The following is a 17,751-nucleotide window of genomic DNA, read 5'->3' as shown; positions in this document are numbered from 1 at the left end:
GAACAAAAAGCCCCACCAATCACTTGTTGGAGGAGCTTTGATTTCTTTTAAGATTGCACCGACTTCATCTAGTCGCTACTGGTATAGAGTTCTTGAACAGCTGTCACATCCTGGGGCTGAATTCCATAGTAGGAACCTGCTGGCTGCATGACAGAAGTTTCGTTGGTATGATCCAAACCGATGGCATGCCCCAGCTCGTGCTCCGCCGTGTGCACGATCCGTTCATAAGAATAACCATAACTTGGATTGGATAGATAATAATGATTCAGACGAACCGTTACAGATATAAATTGATTGGTCAACAGATTGGTTTGGCTCTCGGCTTGACCAGCTACGGCTGTCGATCCATCGTCCATTTCACTTGCCACAATATCTGCTTGGCTAGAATCCGCTACCACTTCAAAGGTAAAGGCTCCCGTTTGATTCCAGTTTTTAATAGCTTCTGCATAGGCGCCTTGGAAGGTCTCATCCATTTGAGGCTCAATATAGATGCGAGCTGAAGCCTGAGTCCACTTGCCTTCAGCATGTTGGTGACTGTCTGTCTGAGACAAGACTTCCAGCGTTCCCGTTTCCTGCCATTGATTCCAGCCACCTTGACCAATCTGGCTCATTTTTTTAACCTGATTGACTGCAGAATGAAAATCACCTGTCAGATACCATAGCACTCCAAAAGCAATGAGCAGTAGAATGACCACAGTCCAAACCAGACGCCAGAAGAAACGCCAAATTCCCAACAAAAATCGGAACAATAATCGAATAATCCAGAACATGACGTCCCACCTTTCATAAAAATAAGAACCTATCTTGAAATCACATTCTCCTTGATCAAGATAGATTCTCTATTTTACTGAAGAAAGCTGAAAGAAACCTAAAACTAAGATAAACGTTCTTCCAAGACAAAGTCAATTGGTAGAGTAGCTAAAAAACGTTCCAATTGTTTTTCCCAGTAGTACCACTCGTGCTTACCTGGACTGTGACTATAGGTCACCTCAAAACCAAGCTTTTTGAGGTTTTTCACTGCGAGATTATTGGCAGAGTAGAGATAGTCTTGCTCCCCACACCAAGCCCATAGTTTGGTCTTTTTATCGGATTTTGCGGCCATGTTTTCAAGCGAATGAGGACTAGCTGTCCAATCTTTGATTTCTCCAAAGACTCCTCGCCAGTAGGCAAGAGAGCCCAAATCCTGACTTTCAGGAGAAAATTCTTGGAAACTGAGTGCACCAGAAAAACTAGCCGCATGAGAAAAACGATTGGTTGCGAGAGCCAGCTTGAAGGAACCGTAGCCACCCATGGAGAGACCTGCTATGAAGGTCTTTTCTCGCTTGCTGGTCATATTGGGGAAGAAACGTTTCATGACTTGGGGGAGTTCTTCTGCTAGAGCAGTAAAGTAGTCAAAACCATACTGGGTATCTGTGTACCAGCCATTGCTAGTATTGGGCATGATAACAATGAGATTGGTGCCTCGCAACAATCGCTCGACATTGGTCCGCTTGAGCCAGCTATTCTGATTTCCGGACATTCCGTGCAAAAGATAAAGGACAGGAATATCTTTACAATCTGGTTCAGTTACCCGACTGGCATCTGGATAGAGTACGGTAACGCCCCACTCCATATCCAAAACTTCAGAGTAATACTCAATATTCATAACTGCCATGGTTGTCTCCTTTTACTATTCTATAAGAAAAAGCCGAATTTCGACTTTTTCTGTAGGTATACTGCTTATTATTTGGCTTCCATCACGACTGGCAAGATTGCTGGGCGACGCTTGGTTTGATCAAAGAGGTACTTGGTCAGATTATCACGAACCTTGCCTTTGAGATCTGCCCAGTCAAAATCATCACCTTGAAGATATTCTTCTACCGTTTGGTTAATCAATTCTGAGCTTTCACGGAGAATATCACGGCTCTTCTTGAGATAAACAAATCCACGCGTATGGACACGAGCCTTAGCCACAATTTTCTTCTCACGACGGTTGACAGTGATAGCCACGATAAAGATTCCATCCTCTGACAAGACTTTACGGTCACGAAGGACAACATTTCCAACATCTCCGATAGCATTTCCATCAATCAAGACATCACCTGCAGAAACTGCTCCAGCTGGAACAAAATCCCCTTGTTCGTAGGACATGGTTGTTCCCTTTTTAGGGATAAAAATACGCTCTGGCAACATCCCAACTGCCATGGCAGCCTTGGCATGAGCATCCAATTCACGGTACTCCCCTTGGATTGGGAAGAGATACTTGGGTTGCAAGAGATTAATCATTAACTGCAAATCACGCGCATTCCCGTGCCCAGATACTCGCAAGCTTTGGGTAATGAGTTTTACCACACCACCAGCTTGATAGATCATATTTTCCACACGCGCCATGACGGCTTCTTTAGCGATAGATGGAGTCGTTACGATATAAACCAAGTCCCCATCCTTGATTTCCACATAACGGTGACGACCGATGGACATCTTGCGAAGTCCATTGATAGGCTCACCCATACGACCTGTCTCAAGAATAATCAACTCATGGTCTTCAAAACGAGACATTTCTTTGGGTTTGATCAAGAGACTTTCGTTGGCTAGAGACAATTTTTTAAGACGAATCGCTGTGCGGACGATATTTTCAACATCAAATCCCGTCAAAACAACTCGACGACCTGTATCCGCAGCAGCATCAAAAACCTGCTGGATACGAGAAAGGTTGCTGGCAACTGCTGCAACGATAATACGACCTTCCCAGTCCGCAATGGTCTGGGTAATTTCATCCCCAACTTCACTCTCACTCGCTACCTGGATATTGCTGTCTGCATTCGCAGAATCACTGAGGAGCGCCAAGACACCATCACGACCAATTTCTGCCAAACGGCCAAAATCCGTCGCATAGGATTTACTAGCCGTCTGATCAAACTTGAAGTCACCTGTGTAAACGATGCTACCTTTTGGAGTTTTCAAGACGACTCCCAAACTTTCTGGGATGGAGTGAGTTGTACGGAAGAAGGAAACCTCAGTTCCTCCAAAGTCAATCTCCGTATTCTCATCAATCACATGGAAGTCATTGAATTTCTTAACAGCATCATTTCCTTTGACAAAGAGTTTTGCCAACTCGATGGTCAACTCAGAGCCAAACACAGGCACCTTAGCTTCTGCCAAAAGGTAAGGCAGAGCTCCAATGGCATCCGCATGTCCGTGGGTCAAGAAGACCCCAGCGATACGATCACTATTTTCAAAAAGGTATTCCATATTTGGAATGACGACGTCAACCCCAAGTTGTTCATTTTCAGGGTATTTAAGTCCCGCATCCAAAACAAAAATAGATCCATCGATTTCAGCAATGTACATATTTTTCCCGTTTTCACGCACACCACCTAGTGTTGTTAAACTGATATTACTCATTTTTCCTCCGAAACTTAATTTATCTTGATTATAGGGTGGATTTACCCTCTTATTCTAAAAGTTCTAAAACTTTCAGCCGAATCTTTTCCTACCATTATACCATTTTTTTGATGATTTTCAAAATGAAGATTTGTTTTCAAAAAAGAGCTGGTTGCCCAACTCTTTCCTATCTTCTAGTTTTCTGCCATTAAGAAATCATACATTTCCTGCACCGTACCCAGCGCCATGATTTCTTGGTCTTTAACGGTTTGTTTGAGATTTTGGTAAATCTGACTTTCTCCGATCTCCCGCTTCGGCGCTTCTTTATTCACCGTCATAACACCATCTTTGATCGTTACAAAGCCCAGTTCCTCAAAGACTTGAATCATCTTGACCAGCAAGATTTGTTGGATATTGAGATAAGCCGCCAAATCCTTCAGCTTATAGCGAATATCAAACTCTGGGAACTGATAAATGGTCTTGTACAATTTGGCAAACTGTTCCCTTGTCCCGTAACCTGTTAGATAGTAGGCCTTGTCAATATCATTTTTGAAATAGACAGCTGAGAAATGTTGCTCCTGAAAAATGGTCTTCAGCAAGGTAATATCCTCAGGAATGGTTTTCACAACCACAGCATCACTGGTCGCTAATTCTGGCAATTCTCCAGAAAAGTCCAAGACTGGAACACCTTCTGGCAAGGCTGCATTCTTCCCACGAATGTTAAAGAGTTGAACACCTTCCACACGCGCATCCACCATCATCAACTGGAGGGCAGTTTGGCCATTCCATTGATTGACAGACAAGGTGACTGCCAACTCTAGATTCTTGGTTTGAGCAAACTCCGTCGCCCATCTACCTTGTCCGAAAGCCACCACTTCAAAACTCGCTTCACCCTTTGAAATTTTTAACTTGAGGTGGGCATTGCCTGCTCCCATACTGCGAGCGCTCTCGACATTGAAATCCCTGATATAAAAAACAGGCTTCTGATTGTCCATTCCAAAAGGAGCCAAACGTTCAAAGTTTTTGACCGTTTCTAAGCTAAGTGTCTCCAAATCCAACTCTTCATCTAGATTTAACTTGTTCTTACCACTAGCATCTGCGCCTTTTTCACGGACATAGTCTTCCAAGACCTGAGATAAATCTGAGAGTTTCTCCATTTCTAGCGTCATACCCGCCGCTCCAGCATGGCCTCCAAAGGCGATGAAGAGGTCCCGATGGGGATCCAAGGCTTCAAAAATATCGACCGCTTCCACACTACGAGCACTACCCTTGGCACGACCGTCTTCTATATTAAGAACGATGACTGTCTGCCCCAGTTCTTCCAACAAACGACCAGCCACGATTCCTAGAACCCCAGGATTCCAGCCTTCCTTGGCCAAGACCTGGACCTTCCTCGCAGGATCCACCATGGTCTTGGCTTCTTCATAGATTGACTGGACGATTTCCTTGCGCTCTTCGTTTTTCTGGTGAATCATAAGAGCAATCTCGTGAGCTTCCTCATCATCAAATCCAGTCAGCAAATCAATGGCAGGGTTGGGATCATCCAAGCGGCCTAAGGCATTTAAACGAGGGGCAAGCTGGAAACCAACCGTTTCTTCTGTCACTTCATTAGCAGCAATCCCAGCCATATCCAGCATTTCTTGCAGACCGATGCGCTGAGTATGCCCCAACATTTCCAGACCATATTGAAGCAAGATACGGTTCTCATCCGTCAAGCTCACCATATCGGCAATAGTTCCGATAGCAACCAAATCCAGTAGTTCCACTTGCACTTCTTCTAAAAGGGCGCAAGCCAGCTTGAAAGCCACTCCGCAACCAGCTAGATATTTGAAAGGATAGTCCGCATCCGGATGCTCAGGATGGACAATCGCATAAGCATCTGGCAGGGTTTCAGGCATGGAATGATGGTCGGTCACAATGACATCCACTCCCATAGACTGAGCCAGTTCTATAGCTTCGTGACCAGCAACCCCATTGTCCACCGTCACAATCAAGGAAATCCCCTCTTGCTCGATAAAGTATTTATAAACACTGGCATTGGGACCATAGCCATCGGTAAAACGATTTGGAAGATAAACACGACACTCGGCACCAAGTTGTTCCAAACTTTCCTTAATAATCGAAGCCGAAGTCATACCATCCGCATCATAATCACCATAAACGAGGATATTCTCCCCTTCTTCAATGGCCTGGCGAATCCGTTCCACTGCCTTATCCATATCATGGAGCAAGTAGGGGTCATGCAAGTCCTCCAAGGAAGGTTCTAAAAACTTCTTCAGACTTTTCTCATCCTGAATCCCTCTTTCAAATAATAACCGAGCCACCTCGGGACCCAGTCCAGCCTTCTTGGCTATCTTTGTAAAATCCGCATCTTCAACCTGCGGCGCAAACTGCCATTCATAAGTAGGAGTTATCAAAAAAACATCCACTCTTTCTAAGAATTCTATCGTTTCATTATAACATGATTTAGTCATTTTCTCTATCCAGATTGCTTTTTTATAACATTTTAGTGAATTTTTTCAGATATGATTTGACAAGAACATTCTTTTGTTGTAAAATCATGTTATAAAATCTAACACAAAGGAGATTCCTTATGGCTTTAGTCGAATTTAAACACGTCGAAAAATATTACGGAGACTACCACGCACTCCGCGACATCAATCTCCGTTTTGAAAAAGGGCAAGTCGTTGTCCTGCTTGGACCTTCAGGCTCTGGTAAGTCTACTCTCATTCGTACTATCAATGGTTTAGAAGCTGTCGACCAAGGCAGTCTCTTGGTCAATGGACACCAAGTAGCAGGTGCCAGCCAGAAAGATTTAGTGCCTCTTCGCAAGGAAGTCGGCATGGTTTTCCAGCATTTTAACCTTTATCCACATAAAACAGTGTTAGAAAATGTAACACTAGCGCCCATAAAAGTTCTAGGAATTGATAAAAAAGAAGCTGAAAAAACAGCCCAAAAATATCTGGAATTTGTAAATATGTGGGACAAAAAAGATTCTTACCCAGCCATGCTATCTGGTGGACAAAAACAACGGATTGCCATCGCTCGTGGTCTTGCCATGCATCCCGAACTCCTCCTCTTTGATGAACCAACATCTGCCCTCGACCCTGAAACCATCGGTGATGTTCTAGCAGTTATGCAAAAACTGGCTCATGACGGAATGAACATGATCATCGTTACCCACGAAATGGGCTTTGCTCGAGAGGTTGCGGACCGCATTATCTTTATGGCCGACGGAGAGGTTTTAGTAGATACGACAGATGTCGATGACTTTTTTGACAATCCAAGCGAACCTCGTGCCCAACAATTCCTCAGCAAAATTATCAACCACGAAAGTGACAAAGTCAAATAAGGAGGTCGCCTATGAAAAAGAAACTCTTTTTATCAGCATTATTGATTAGCCTTTTCAGCCTTACCCTAGCTAAGCCAGTTCAAGCAGACACCAGTGTCGCAGATATTCAGAAGAGAGGCGAACTAGTTGTCGGTGTGAAACAAGACGTTCCCAATTTCGGTTACAAGGATCCCAAGACAGGGACTTATTCTGGTATCGAAACGGACCTTGCCAAGATGATCGCGGATGAGCTCAAGGTCAAGGTTCGCTATGTGCCTGTTACAGCACAAACTCGCGGCCCCCTTCTTGACAATGAACAAGTCGATTTGGATATCGCGACCTTTACCATCACAGAAGAACGTAAAAAACTCTACAACTTCACCAGTCCCTACTACACGGATGCTTCTGGCTTTTTGGTCAATAAATCTGCCAACATCAAAAGCATTGAAGACCTAAATGGCAAAACCATCGGAGTTGCTCAAGGCTCTATCACCCAACGTTTGATTACCGAACTAGGTAAAAAGAAAGGTCTGACATTTAAGTTTGTAGAACTTGGTTCCTACCCAGAATTGATTACTTCCCTTCACGCTCACCGTATTGATGCCTTTTCCGTGGATCGCTCTATTCTGTCTGGCTACACCAGTAAACGAACAGAACTGCTAGATGATAGTTTTAAGCCATCAGACTACGGTATTGTTACCAAAAAATCAAACACTGAACTCAACGACTATCTTGATAACTTGGTCACCAAATGGAGCAAGGATGGTAGTTTGCAGAAACTTTATGACCATTACAAGCTCAAACCATCTAGCCATACTGCAGATTAAGGAGGACACCCCATGACAGATTTATCATCTTGGACAGCCTATTTTCAGGATTTTGGACAATTTTTCAATGGTTTCCTCTTCACTATTGCCCTAGCAATTGGATCCTTTATCCTCGCCATGGTTTTGGGCATCTTCTTTGGGGCCATGTCAACTAGTAAACGCCCATTCTTGCGTATTTTGGCTCGTATCTTTGTCGAATTTTACCAAAACACTCCCCTCCTGGTGCAGTTTGTTATCGTTTTTTATGGTCTACCTCTTATCAGTGACCATACCATCATGATTCCGATTTATTGGACAGCTGTTCTCTGCGTCGGACTCTATCACGGTGCTTATATCGCTGAGGTTATTCGCTCAGGTATTCAGTCTATTCCTAGCGGTCAGATGGAGGCCGCCTTGTCGCAAGGTTTCACCTATATCAGTGCCATGCGCTTGATTATTTTGCCTCAGGCCATCCGTATCATCCTTCCTCCTTTGACCAACCAAATCGTTAACCTTATCAAGAATACTTCAACTGTTGCTATCATCTCTGGAGTGGACTTGATGTTCGTGACCAAGTCTTGGTCAGCTCTCAACGGAAACTACATCCCAGCCTTTCTAGGTGCTGCTCTACTCTACTTTGCCCTTTGCTTCCCTGTCGCCCAATTTGGTCGCAAGATGGAGCAAGCCAACAAAAAAGCCTATTCACTTTAGGAGGTTACTATGGAATCTATTTTAGAAGTTTTGATCCCAGATAACCTAGTCTTTATCTTTAAAGGATTCGGCTTGACCCTCTACATTTCTCTGATTGCCATCGTCCTCTCTACCCTTATCGGGACTGTACTTGCTGTCATGAGAAATGGAAAGAATCCTATCTTGCGAATCATCTCCAGCATTTACATCGAATTTGTGCGTAATGTTCCCAACCTTCTTTGGATTTTCACTATCTTTTTGGTTTTCAAGATGAAGTCGACACCAGCTGGCATTACCGCCTTCACCCTCTTTACATCAGCAGCCTTGGCTGAGATTATCCGAGGTGGCCTCAATGCTGTAGAAAAGGGACAATACGAAGCAGGAATGTCTCAAGGATTTACCTCTGCGCAAATCCTCTACCATATCATTCTTCCACAAGCTATTCGTAAAATGTTGCCAGCTATCATTTCTCAGTTTGTGACCGTGATTAAGGATACCAGTCTTCTCTACTCTGTTATCGCCCTACAAGAACTCTTTGGAGCCAGCCAAATCCTCATGGGCCGCTATTTCGAACCAGAGCAGGTCTTCAGCCTTTATATCCTGATCGCTCTCATCTACTTCAGCTTTAACCTAGCAATTTCAAGTCTATCCCGTATGCTTGCCAAACGCTGGCAACAAGCCGCAGAATAAAAAAAGAAATGTGAACAAAAAGAAACGTTCACATTTTTTTATGTTTAGAGATACTTTCTTGTGTGTACTGGTCAATCTTGACTCATTTTCGATCAATTTTACTATAATCTAACTCTATCATTTAACTGACTTTGTTGCAATATATGTTTTAATATTCAGTTCATGCAGTCTACCAAAACCATTTGTATCTTCATACATGTCAAGCAGAGTGAACCCTGCCTTTAACTGTCCACCTATTTGCTCTGTCATATTGTGAGAGAATTGCATGCCAGCATTTTCTTTTATCATAAAATCTTTGGCTGCTTTATCTTTTAATGGATTAAAAGGCATTTTCCAAATAATTTCTTTTTCTTCATTATCTACAATGTAATTTATCTCGTTGTTTAATCCTGCCAGAAAAATTCCATCCTTTTTCAGAACTCTATATGCTTCATTAAAAACATGTTGCACATCTTCAACATAACAGTTGGAAACCGGATGAAATACTATATCAAAACTTTCATTTTCAAAAGGCAAAGTTTTTGTCATATCGCCTTCAATAGCGTTAATATTATAACTTTCTCTTTCAGCAATTAAAAATTCGCTTTCTATTTGCTTTGAAGAATAATCAAGAACAGTACAGTCTGCCCCTAACGCATTAAATATAGGCATTTGCTGTCCACCGCCTGATGCTAAACCTAAGATTTTCTTTCCTTTTATATCTCCAAGCCACTCATGTGGAACTGAAACAGTCGGAGTAAGAAAAACTTTCCATTCTCCATTTTTTGCACTGATATATTCATCATGCGAAGTTGGTTTCCCCCATTCCCAACCTTCTTCAACCCATCTATCAATAGTTTCTTTATTTATATCTTGATACGATTTCATTAGTTATTTCCTTTTAAAAATCCTAAGTTCATCTGATAAACTGGGAATTATCAACCTATTTCTACTAAAGTTTAGCTAGTATCTATTGATTTCTTTACAATAGTTAAAATTCAGCTCATCTACGATATTTTTCAATCCAAGAGACAGCAAAATCTACTAGTTCACGTTGTTGCATCAATCTAGAATCGGCATTGCCAATTTTTCCTATCTTTGCAAGACCATTGTCCTCAAAGGCGCTTCCTATGTCCTCAAAATCTTCTCCATCAACGAATAAGGTCTGATAAGCTTTCCATATACGAACACCATCTTCAAGTATGGCACTGTGTTCAATACAGTCATGTTTCCCAGGATACTCTGCACGGACATCCGCTAAGTGTATGGAGGTGTTTTTATCATATCCAACCCCTAACAACAGTACTTTTGCGTCAAGTTCATAGAGTTTTGCGATAGGTGAACCCTCTCCAAATATATTTGAAAGGGTATGTTCCGCTGTAATATATTCAGCATGTTTTCCCCATGCACAAATTGATCTTGCTGGATGATCTGTTCTGATGCTCCCTGGCCATTGACGGAACATTTCTGCAACAGCTCCCATCGTATTTGTTGGCGTTATCTGTTTATTATATGCTGGCCAATTCTCTCTAATTTTATCCCAGTCTGACTCCTCTGCATTCCAGTGCACACCTGTTTCCGGATCTAGATTTTTCCATGACTGTGTTGGCATCACAATGGTACCTTCAGAAGTAACGACTTCGATTAGAGCCTCTATCACAGTCTGTGCTCCTCCACATACATATCCAATACTTTTTAAGGATGTATGGACAATGACAACATCCCCTTGTTTTAGGCCAAGTTCTGTTAAACCCTGTACGATATCTTCTTTATATATTGTTTTCATAATTTTTACCTCTTGTCATCAAAAATTAAGACGAATTTATTAAGTTGATTTTTTAACCCATGTGTCTAAAAAATTTAATTGCTCATCTGTATGAAACCAATGCTCTCCATTCTCCATGATTGTAAGAGTTGCTCCAATTTGTTCTGCAAACTTAGTTATGGTTTCTTTTGAAGTTAGATTGTCTTTTTCTCCGTATAAAATAGAAGTGGGAACACTCCACCTAATGGGATGATTTTTCACATAAGATAAATACTCCCAAGATAATGTTTCACCAAATTCTGTTTCAACCTCTTTCTTACTTTTTAACTCATCTTCTGTAATATTTAACCACTTCATCATATCCATTATCAGTTTCTCCATATCTACAATAGGGGAAATAAATAAGGCCTGAGAAATATTCTTTTCAGCCAAAGATAGCATTGTAAAATAAGCACCGATGCTATTTGCAATTAAAATAACAGAATCATACGATTTAGCATACCTATCATATAGTATTGGAAATTCTATCTCCGCTTCCCAAGGAGTTTGTGATTTATAGTCAAAACCGATAACGTCACTTTCTCTAAAAATAGATTGATAATGATTTGTCTCCTCTATGTTTCCACCCTTACCATGTATATAGATAACTAAGGTTTTCCACCGAATCATTTCCATAATCTTTTTTATCTTTCTGACATATATTTTTGTACTTCACCAGAGGTCAATCTTCTTACCTGTGTATTAGGAAATTCCTGATATTCTTCAACTGAAAAAACAGACGCCATTTTTTCACAAGTTTTTCCTTTATTCTTTTTTAGATATAATTTCAAATCTTCGTTACTTGCAAAAATTTTGTATGAAATTCTACCATTTTCACTTTTCAATTCATAAATACCACATGGCCTTTTTTCTGTGTAATCGGCAGTTCTCAAATATAGCTTTGCAATTTCTAATGACTTAAACGGAAAATTCCACCGTTGTAATCCACGATTTGGATCGTATTCGATACAAATACACCGACCACAAGTTCCGCAAATATATTGTGTATGATTTTTTAAGCATTCCAAGGGGTTTAAAAGTGGCGTCATTCTACTTTGGTCAACATAACATTCTTTGCACATTTTAATCTCACTTACTCTCCAAATTTTAATCTATAATTTATCAATTATTAAAATATCTCAGAGCTCCAGTATTGCAATAATCTCATTTCCTTCCATATCTCCAGTTTCAGCAAAACCAAATGAATGATATAATTTACAAGCTACTTTATTTTCAGGTTCATATGATAGCCAGCAATACTTTGCTTTACCACAGGGAAAAGATTTAATAAAATTCAAGCCAAGAGCAATGGCTTCCCTCCCAAAACCTTTTTTCTGATACTTTTGATCAATCATTAAACGCCAAAGATTATAGTTTCCTCTTGCTATATCAGGCGGATTGTCCCAATAATCGTCAACATCATAGCCAATCATAATAAATCCAACAGGAATTTCACCATCATAGATGCCAAATGGAAACGCAAATCCATTTGCCGTAATGGTGGTGTATGCTTCAATGATACTTACATCATTTGCTGCAACAAAGCCTTTTTGTGACTCTGATACCCGCAATTTAGTTATTTCCCATATATTTTTTCCATTTACTTTTTCCAAGTGAAGCACCGTCTTAATACCTCCTCAATTTTTAATTCTCTATCAGCAGCATTCCCTATTGGATTTCCGCCGATGAAAGACGAACAATTAATGTATTCAATTTCATAAATCAAGTCTTTCGAAATCCTTGATAGCTTTTTGATAAGAAAACCAAGTACATAACTTGAACATAACAATACCAATCAGCAATATCACAACCTGCGATATGCTTAAATTTGCAGGATCATTTAGGCTTTCTAAGCCGGGAATGTGATGTAAAACTTCTCCCATTAGTATTATGATAGTTCCGACTACGCAGAATAAGATAAAAGGCTTCCCAATCTTATAAGCTGTTTTAAAAAAACCTGCGAGAAAAATACTGTTAAAGGTCGCAAATACAAGCATTATATATCCAAGATAAGCCGCATTTGCATTCATCAATTGATTTGTCACATACGGTGCGGCATTCCCCAAAGTTTTCATCCTAATAATCGTTAGCAATGCGCATAAGACAAATGCCACTAATTCGATGAGCAGTACAAATAGATACTTAGCTGTCACCACATCCTGTTTCCTAACTGGCAACATGACCGTGTAGGTAATATCATCGCATTCCCGAACCTGCTGATAGGTATAAAATATACCCAGACAGATAAAAAAGGAACCTACAAGAATAGGATACCTTGGAATCATGGTCATAGCTGAAAAAGTTATAAACCAATAACTCAAAGGATTTGCTGACAATCTCATTTCTTTATAAAGAAGTTTTTCATCACAGATTTACCTCTTCTCTTTCAATATACACCATAATGTCTTCAAGTGTAGATTTCTGCCCTATTTCTTTCGTGTAATGACTGATAAAATCCTCTTTTCTCTCAGATAAAAGCAATTCACCATTTTTTATATAGGTAATAGTATCTGCACACTTCTCCAAATCACTAGTAATATGAGTAGAAAACAAGATTGCCACACCTTTTTGAGCGAGTTTTCGGAAAATCTCATTAATCTCATCTCTAGACACCGGATCAAGGCCGCTTGTTGGCTCATCCAAAATCAAAAGTCTAGCCTGATGAGAAAGAGCTAAAGTAAGATAGAATTTTACTTTCATTCCCTCAGACAGTTCCATAATTTTCTTATTTTCATCAAGTTTAAATGCATTAAGATAATGACGATACGATTCATCATCCCAGTTATCATAAAAAATACGAGTAATGGCAACAATATCCTTTAATTTTTTTCTTTTATAATAATTGGTCCCCCCCACCACATAACCAATTTGTTGTTTAATTTCATCTTCATTATCCGGATAATCCATTCCAAGAATACGGACATTCCCTGCATCAGGGTGAACAAGATTGAGGATAGATTTAATCGCTGTAGTCTTACCCGCTCCATTCCTACCGATAAAGCCCATAACTTCACCTGGTTTAATATGAAAACTTATAGGCTTCAATTCAAATGCTGAATATTTTTTTGTCAGATTATTTATCTCCAGAACACATCCCATATCATTCATCCTCTTTCTCTTCAAAAGCAATTTCCATCAAGTGAGCAAAGGCTCCCTTCGGCGGTATGGCAATTCCACGCTTTTCATCACCAAGAAGCAGAATCGTATCGCCCGGTTTGATATTAAAAACATCGCGCGCCTGTTTTGGTATTACTATCTGACCTTTTTCTCCAACTGTAGCTGTCCAAGCATATTTACCTTTTGGTGCTTTCACAACTACCACCTCCTTTGAGTATGATTTGTATAACTAATTATACCACTTGTCCTAAATAATACAAGTGTAGACTACGTCCAGTTGCCATCATAATAAAATGCTCGTAAAAATCTGTACCACTCGTCCCAAAAATAAGATTTTTAAAAATATCTTATTGCAAACAAAAATATAATGTGCTACAATACTTTTGACAAAACGTGTCGAAAGGTAGAGAATTGGCAAAGATAATTGATTTAAAGCAAGAAAATATTCATAAAGTACGATCCTGTTTTTACCAAGGAGGAACATGGACCAAGAATCAGTTATCCAGTCGAACAGGAATTTCTCTGGCGGGAACTACCAATATCTTACAAATATTAGAGAATAGTGAAGAGATTGAATTTGTAGGGAATGCCTGTTCAACTGGTGGTAGAAAGTCAAAATTGTATCAATTGAGAGAAGATCATATCCACATTGGAACGATTATTCTTAGTCATATCTTTTCTCAATACAGAATACGTGCAAACTCATTTAATCTGGGAGGCCATTCAGTTTATGAACAAATTTTAGTAAGTCCTACAGGGACATTAGATGAAATCCACAATGTAGTAAAAAAACTAATTACTAGTGATCCACTGATTCAGGTATTAGTACTTAGTTTTCCTGGTATTATTGGAGAACAAGGAGAAATTATCTATTCTGATTTTGAACATATCAATCAAAATAATCTTCTAAGGTCACTTTCATCCCTTACAACGATACCCATTGTTTTAGAGAATGATGTTAATGTTGCTTCTCTTGGTTATTGTAGTATTCACCCAGAATTTAGAACACTGGCCCTTCTCTATCAGCCAGATACAGATTTTGCCGGTTCTGGTATCATCATCAATAAAAGATTGCATCGTGGAAGAAATGGTTTTGCAGGGGAAGTTGGGTATCTCATGAATGGATATAAACCTGCAAATCGCCAATCACGTTCAAATGACTTCACATTTCTTTTGTTAAATCAGATAACAGCATTAACATCAGTCATTGCTCCGGATGCTATTGCATATTATTGTCCATCTTTACAAGAAAATATAGAAATTTCTGACACCAATCTTCCTAAAGAATTCCACCCAACCCTTGAAAGATTGACTGAGATAGACCCGTTCATACTGAACGGAGTTCAATCAATTGGAAAAAACAAGATTCTAGAAATCAAAAGAAGAACAATCTAACAAGGAGAACTAAATGATTTCGTTGTTGTTAGCGGTTATCTACCTGGCCTTTATTAGTTTAGGCTTACCTGATGCTATTTTAGGAAGCGCTTGGCCAAATATGTATCGTAGCTTAAATTCAACTATTACCGGGGCAGGCTCCATTTTTCTGATTATTTCTGTTTGTACAATAATTTCTTCTTTAAATGCAGATAGAGTAATTCATAAATTTTCTACAGCTAGAGTGACAACAGTTTCGGTAGGGCTAACTGCTCTATCCTTATTTGGTTTTTCTTTTTGCCAAGAATATTGGCAGCTGTGCCTATGGGCTATCCCCTATGGTCTTGGTGCAGGAGCAGTTGATAGCGCGCTGAATAACTATGTAGCATTGCATTTTTCTTCTAAGCATCTATCTTGGCTACACTGTATGTGGGGGGTAGGAGCTTCTATCGGTCCTTATATCATGGGAATGATTTTGTCAAGTGGTTACGACTGGCCTGTCGGTTACAGAATCATTGGAATCATACAGGTTATATTAACAACTATTATATTTATTTCTTTACCTTTATGGACTGCAAAAGAGCAAGGGATGAAGTTAGAATATAATAGGGATATTCTTTCAATTTCCCAAGCATTAAAACTTCAAGGTGCCCCTCAAATTTTGCTTTGTTTTTTTGGATACTGCGCTCTTGAACAGACGACCGGACTTTGGGCAGCTAGTTGGTTGAATGTGGTTAAAGATATTCCAGCAGAAACGGCAACATCCTTCGCTTCAATATTTTACATAGGAATTACTGGTGGCAGGGCAATTTCTGGTTTCATTGCAGAAAAACTTGAAGATAAAAATATGATTCGCTTAGGGTTCATTGTAATTTTCATAGGTCTGATTCTCCTTACCTTTAGCTTTCATTATACAATTGCTTTAATAGGACTTGCTACTGTTGGTCTTGGTTGTGCACCGATTTATCCAAGTATTATCCATTCTACTCCAGAGCGTTTTGGAAGGGAAAATAGTCAGAGTTTAATCGGCATTCAGATGGCTTCAGCCTATATCGGTTCCGCCTTTATGCCGAAGCTTTTTGGAATCCTAAGTGATGTCACCAATATTTCAGTTTATCCGTTCTATCTTTTGTTTTTTCTATTCCTGATGTTTATCATGCATGAGTGGGCTGAAAATAATTAATAGTGTAGAAAAATATAAAATATTTGTGCTTCAATAGGTATTCCACCTATAAAAAGTGCTTCTGACTATTTTCAATTCTTAATGCATCTATAGTTTCATATTCTGTTGTATTGACTTCACTCTTTATTCTCCATTTTATCTTATCGTTTGATATTTTATCAAAGATAACTATAACTTAACAAGAAAGGATAACACAATGACAATCTCTATTGAACACGTAGGTGTTTGGGTAAATGACTTAGAAAAAATGAAATCTTTTTATGAGAAATACTTTAATGCCGTTGCAACAAAAAAATATTATAATCCTAAAACGGAATTCTCATCTTACTTTTTGAATTTTGAAAATGGTGCACGTTTAGAACTTTGTCATCGCCCAGATATTGTAGAAAAGAATAAAAATGGTTTTGGATTTTACCATTTAGCTATTGCTGTAGGAGACAAAGTGGATGTTGATACATTTGCAAAACGCTTTGAAGAAGATGGTTTTCCTATTCAATCTGGTCCAATAACAACTGGTGATGGGTACTATGAAGCAGTTGTATCTGATCCCGAAGGTAATTTACTGGAATTAACAACACATTTAAAATCGTAAAATAAAAAAGGAGAAAAACAATGATCCAAGAACTTTGCAAAGAATTCTCTCAACTGGAACAAGTAGAAGCCATCGCTCTTGGTGGTTCACGTGCAGGACAAGACTACGATCAAAATTCTGACTATGATGTCTATGTCTATCTTAACTCACCTATTGACGAGAAAACTCGTCAAATCATTCTTAGCAACTATTGCTCCTATATGGAAATTGGAAACCAGTTTTGGGAGTTAGAGGACGACTGTATACTAAACAACGGTATCCAAATCGAGTTGATTTATCGTTCGCTGGAGTCGTTTGAACAAGAATTGAACACAACCGTTTTTCAGCATCAAGCCCAAAACGCTTATACAACCTGTATGTGGCACAATCTACTCCATAGCAAGATTCTATACGACCCGAATGGGCGCTATGCTTCTCTTCAAAAAGCCTATCAGGTTCCCTATCCTCAAAAACTCAAAAAAAATATTATTGAAAAGCAACTCCTTTTGCTGGATCAGGCCATGCCTGCCTTCTCTGTCCAAATAGAAAAAGCTATCAAACGTCAAGATCTTCTCAGTATGAATCATCGTACGAGTGAATTTTTTGCTTCCTACTTTGACTTGTTATTTGCGCTCAATGAGCAAACCCATCCTGGTGAAAAACGAATGCTGGAGTACGCAAAGGCCCATTGTACTTTCCTTCCTAAGCAATTTGAAGAAACCATTCGCGACTATTTCCAACTACTCTACCAACCTCAACAAGAAAATCAAGCGGTTCTAGCCTTGCAAACAATCCTGAAACAACTAAAAGCCATTTTGCCATAGACCAAAAAAAAAAAAAAAA

The 17,751-nt window shown here is 39.6% G+C and carries 20 protein-coding genes; 8 read left to right on the top strand and 12 right to left on the bottom strand.

The genetic code is table 11. The features are described from left to right. Nucleotides 1–68 precede the first annotated feature (68 nt). From HMPREF9184_RS02880 to recJ, 4 genes are all read right to left on the bottom strand, one after another. Nucleotides 69–770 carry a M57 family metalloprotease gene (locus tag HMPREF9184_RS02880; RefSeq protein WP_000498560.1) on the bottom strand — a complete coding sequence of 234 codons (702 nt, stop codon included), beginning with the start codon at nucleotides 768–770 and terminating at the stop codon, nucleotides 69–71. Between the two features lie 104 nt (nucleotides 771–874). Further along, nucleotides 875–1,654 (bottom strand): alpha/beta hydrolase, encoded by a 780-nt coding sequence (locus HMPREF9184_RS02875; protein ID WP_000290044.1) that lies wholly within the window; start codon nucleotides 1,652–1,654, stop codon nucleotides 875–877. A 68-nt stretch (nucleotides 1,655–1,722) separates the two neighbouring features. Beyond that, entirely contained in the window at nucleotides 1,723–3,384 is a 1,662-nt protein-coding gene (locus HMPREF9184_RS02870; protein WP_000065619.1) for a ribonuclease J, read from the bottom strand. A 173-nt stretch (nucleotides 3,385–3,557) separates the two neighbouring features. Beyond that, nucleotides 3,558–5,780 (bottom strand): single-stranded-DNA-specific exonuclease RecJ, encoded by a 2,223-nt coding sequence (gene recJ, locus HMPREF9184_RS02865; RefSeq protein WP_033585941.1) that lies wholly within the window; start codon nucleotides 5,778–5,780, stop codon nucleotides 3,558–3,560. A 176-nt stretch (nucleotides 5,781–5,956) separates the two neighbouring features. Here recJ and HMPREF9184_RS02860 point away from each other — a divergent pair, with 176 nt between their 5' ends. The 4 genes from HMPREF9184_RS02860 to HMPREF9184_RS02845 are packed head-to-tail and all read left to right on the top strand — an operon-like array spanning nucleotide 5,957 to nucleotide 8,880. Next, nucleotides 5,957–6,715 carry an amino acid ABC transporter ATP-binding protein gene (locus HMPREF9184_RS02860; protein WP_001229580.1) on the top strand — a complete coding sequence of 253 codons (759 nt, stop codon included), beginning with the start codon at nucleotides 5,957–5,959 and terminating at the stop codon, nucleotides 6,713–6,715. Between the two features lie 11 nt (nucleotides 6,716–6,726). Beyond that, nucleotides 6,727–7,521 carry a transporter substrate-binding domain-containing protein gene (locus tag HMPREF9184_RS02855; RefSeq protein ID WP_000727691.1) on the top strand — a complete coding sequence of 265 codons (795 nt, stop codon included), beginning with the start codon at nucleotides 6,727–6,729 and terminating at the stop codon, nucleotides 7,519–7,521. A 12-nt stretch (nucleotides 7,522–7,533) separates the two neighbouring features. Further along, nucleotides 7,534–8,211 carry an amino acid ABC transporter permease gene (locus HMPREF9184_RS02850; RefSeq protein ID WP_000131115.1) on the top strand — a complete coding sequence of 226 codons (678 nt, stop codon included), beginning with the start codon at nucleotides 7,534–7,536 and terminating at the stop codon, nucleotides 8,209–8,211. 9 nt (nucleotides 8,212–8,220) lie between these two features. Continuing rightward, the gene (locus tag HMPREF9184_RS02845) at nucleotides 8,221–8,880 is read left to right on the top strand and encodes an amino acid ABC transporter permease (RefSeq protein ID WP_000443843.1); all 660 of its coding nucleotides are present in this window, start codon (nucleotides 8,221–8,223) and stop codon (nucleotides 8,878–8,880) included. Nucleotides 8,881–8,997: 117 nt separating this feature from the next. Here the strand turns inward: HMPREF9184_RS02845 and HMPREF9184_RS02840 are convergent, their stop codons facing one another. From HMPREF9184_RS02840 to HMPREF9184_RS02805, 8 genes are all read right to left on the bottom strand, one after another. Beyond that, complete coding sequence (locus HMPREF9184_RS02840; RefSeq protein ID WP_000844522.1) at nucleotides 8,998–9,747, bottom strand: class I SAM-dependent methyltransferase; 750 nt, start codon at nucleotides 9,745–9,747, stop codon at nucleotides 8,998–9,000. Between the two features lie 115 nt (nucleotides 9,748–9,862). Further along, nucleotides 9,863–10,645 (bottom strand): aminoglycoside N(3)-acetyltransferase, encoded by a 783-nt coding sequence (locus HMPREF9184_RS02835; RefSeq protein WP_000849747.1) that lies wholly within the window; start codon nucleotides 10,643–10,645, stop codon nucleotides 9,863–9,865. A 39-nt stretch (nucleotides 10,646–10,684) separates the two neighbouring features. After that, entirely contained in the window at nucleotides 10,685–11,299 is a 615-nt protein-coding gene (locus tag HMPREF9184_RS02830) for an alpha/beta hydrolase (RefSeq protein WP_000425246.1), read from the bottom strand. An 8-nt stretch (nucleotides 11,300–11,307) separates the two neighbouring features. Then, on the bottom strand, nucleotides 11,308–11,745 hold the full coding sequence (locus HMPREF9184_RS02825) for a hypothetical protein (protein WP_000335063.1): 438 nt from the start codon (nucleotides 11,743–11,745) through the stop codon (nucleotides 11,308–11,310). 57 nt (nucleotides 11,746–11,802) lie between these two features. Then, entirely contained in the window at nucleotides 11,803–12,285 is a 483-nt protein-coding gene (locus HMPREF9184_RS02820; RefSeq protein WP_000902755.1) for a GNAT family N-acetyltransferase, read from the bottom strand. Between the two features lie 93 nt (nucleotides 12,286–12,378). Next, a complete protein-coding gene (locus tag HMPREF9184_RS02815) occupies nucleotides 12,379–13,005 on the bottom strand; it encodes an ABC-2 transporter permease (RefSeq protein WP_001239617.1) in 627 nt (208 codons plus the stop codon). Nucleotides 13,006–13,027: 22 nt separating this feature from the next. Then, complete coding sequence (locus HMPREF9184_RS02810; protein WP_198002585.1) at nucleotides 13,028–13,762, bottom strand: ABC transporter ATP-binding protein; 735 nt, start codon at nucleotides 13,760–13,762, stop codon at nucleotides 13,028–13,030. Nucleotide 13,763: 1 nt separating this feature from the next. Then, entirely contained in the window at nucleotides 13,764–13,976 is a 213-nt protein-coding gene (locus HMPREF9184_RS02805) for an AbrB/MazE/SpoVT family DNA-binding domain-containing protein (RefSeq protein WP_000646903.1), read from the bottom strand. Between the two features lie 215 nt (nucleotides 13,977–14,191). On the opposite strand from HMPREF9184_RS02805, the gene HMPREF9184_RS02800 reads away from it, so the two are divergent. The 4 genes from HMPREF9184_RS02800 (at nucleotide 14,192) to HMPREF9184_RS02785 (ending at nucleotide 17,732) form a co-directional block, all read left to right on the top strand. Next, on the top strand, nucleotides 14,192–15,175 hold the full coding sequence (locus HMPREF9184_RS02800; RefSeq protein WP_001062601.1) for an ROK family protein: 984 nt from the start codon (nucleotides 14,192–14,194) through the stop codon (nucleotides 15,173–15,175). Between the two features lie 13 nt (nucleotides 15,176–15,188). Beyond that, nucleotides 15,189–16,337: an MFS transporter gene (locus HMPREF9184_RS02795; protein WP_000624503.1), complete on the top strand. Its 1,149-nt coding sequence runs from the start codon at nucleotides 15,189–15,191 to the stop codon at nucleotides 16,335–16,337. 196 nt (nucleotides 16,338–16,533) lie between these two features. After that, nucleotides 16,534–16,929, top strand: a complete 396-nt coding sequence (locus HMPREF9184_RS02790) for a VOC family protein (protein WP_000155778.1) — start codon at nucleotides 16,534–16,536, stop codon at nucleotides 16,927–16,929. 20 nt (nucleotides 16,930–16,949) lie between these two features. Further along, nucleotides 16,950–17,732 carry a DUF4037 domain-containing protein gene (locus tag HMPREF9184_RS02785; protein WP_000613908.1) on the top strand — a complete coding sequence of 261 codons (783 nt, stop codon included), beginning with the start codon at nucleotides 16,950–16,952 and terminating at the stop codon, nucleotides 17,730–17,732. Nucleotides 17,733–17,751: the final 19 nt, after the last annotated feature.

Source organism: Streptococcus sp. oral taxon 058 str. F0407 (assembly GCF_000235485.1).
Taxonomy (GTDB): domain Bacteria; phylum Bacillota; class Bacilli; order Lactobacillales; family Streptococcaceae; genus Streptococcus.
This window is presented reverse-complemented; position numbering and strand designations above follow the sequence as displayed.

Bases quoted from the DNA above. Each gene is read 5' to 3' on its own strand.
- HMPREF9184_RS02880 (WP_000498560.1), bottom strand. From the start codon at position 770: ATGTTCTGGATTATTCGATTATTGTTCCGATTTTTGTTGGGAATTTGG.
- HMPREF9184_RS02875 (WP_000290044.1), bottom strand. From the start codon at position 1,654: ATGGCAGTTATGAATATTGAGTATTACTCTGAAGTTTTGGATATGGAG.
- HMPREF9184_RS02870 (WP_000065619.1), bottom strand. From the start codon at position 3,384: ATGAGTAATATCAGTTTAACAACACTAGGTGGTGTGCGTGAAAACGGG.
- HMPREF9184_RS02860 (WP_001229580.1), top strand. From the start codon at position 5,957: ATGGCTTTAGTCGAATTTAAACACGTCGAAAAATATTACGGAGACTAC.
- HMPREF9184_RS02855 (WP_000727691.1), top strand. From the start codon at position 6,727: ATGAAAAAGAAACTCTTTTTATCAGCATTATTGATTAGCCTTTTCAGC.
- HMPREF9184_RS02850 (WP_000131115.1), top strand. From the start codon at position 7,534: ATGACAGATTTATCATCTTGGACAGCCTATTTTCAGGATTTTGGACAA.
- HMPREF9184_RS02845 (WP_000443843.1), top strand. From the start codon at position 8,221: ATGGAATCTATTTTAGAAGTTTTGATCCCAGATAACCTAGTCTTTATC.
- HMPREF9184_RS02840 (WP_000844522.1), bottom strand. From the start codon at position 9,747: ATGAAATCGTATCAAGATATAAATAAAGAAACTATTGATAGATGGGTT.
- HMPREF9184_RS02835 (WP_000849747.1), bottom strand. From the start codon at position 10,645: ATGAAAACAATATATAAAGAAGATATCGTACAGGGTTTAACAGAACTT.
- HMPREF9184_RS02830 (WP_000425246.1), bottom strand. From the start codon at position 11,299: ATGGAAATGATTCGGTGGAAAACCTTAGTTATCTATATACATGGTAAG.
- HMPREF9184_RS02825 (WP_000335063.1), bottom strand. From the start codon at position 11,745: ATGTGCAAAGAATGTTATGTTGACCAAAGTAGAATGACGCCACTTTTA.
- HMPREF9184_RS02815 (WP_001239617.1), bottom strand. From the start codon at position 13,005: ATGAGATTGTCAGCAAATCCTTTGAGTTATTGGTTTATAACTTTTTCA.
- HMPREF9184_RS02810 (WP_198002585.1), bottom strand. From the start codon at position 13,762: ATGGGATGTGTTCTGGAGATAAATAATCTGACAAAAAAATATTCAGCA.
- HMPREF9184_RS02795 (WP_000624503.1), top strand. From the start codon at position 15,189: ATGATTTCGTTGTTGTTAGCGGTTATCTACCTGGCCTTTATTAGTTTA.
- HMPREF9184_RS02790 (WP_000155778.1), top strand. From the start codon at position 16,534: ATGACAATCTCTATTGAACACGTAGGTGTTTGGGTAAATGACTTAGAA.
- HMPREF9184_RS02785 (WP_000613908.1), top strand. From the start codon at position 16,950: ATGATCCAAGAACTTTGCAAAGAATTCTCTCAACTGGAACAAGTAGAA.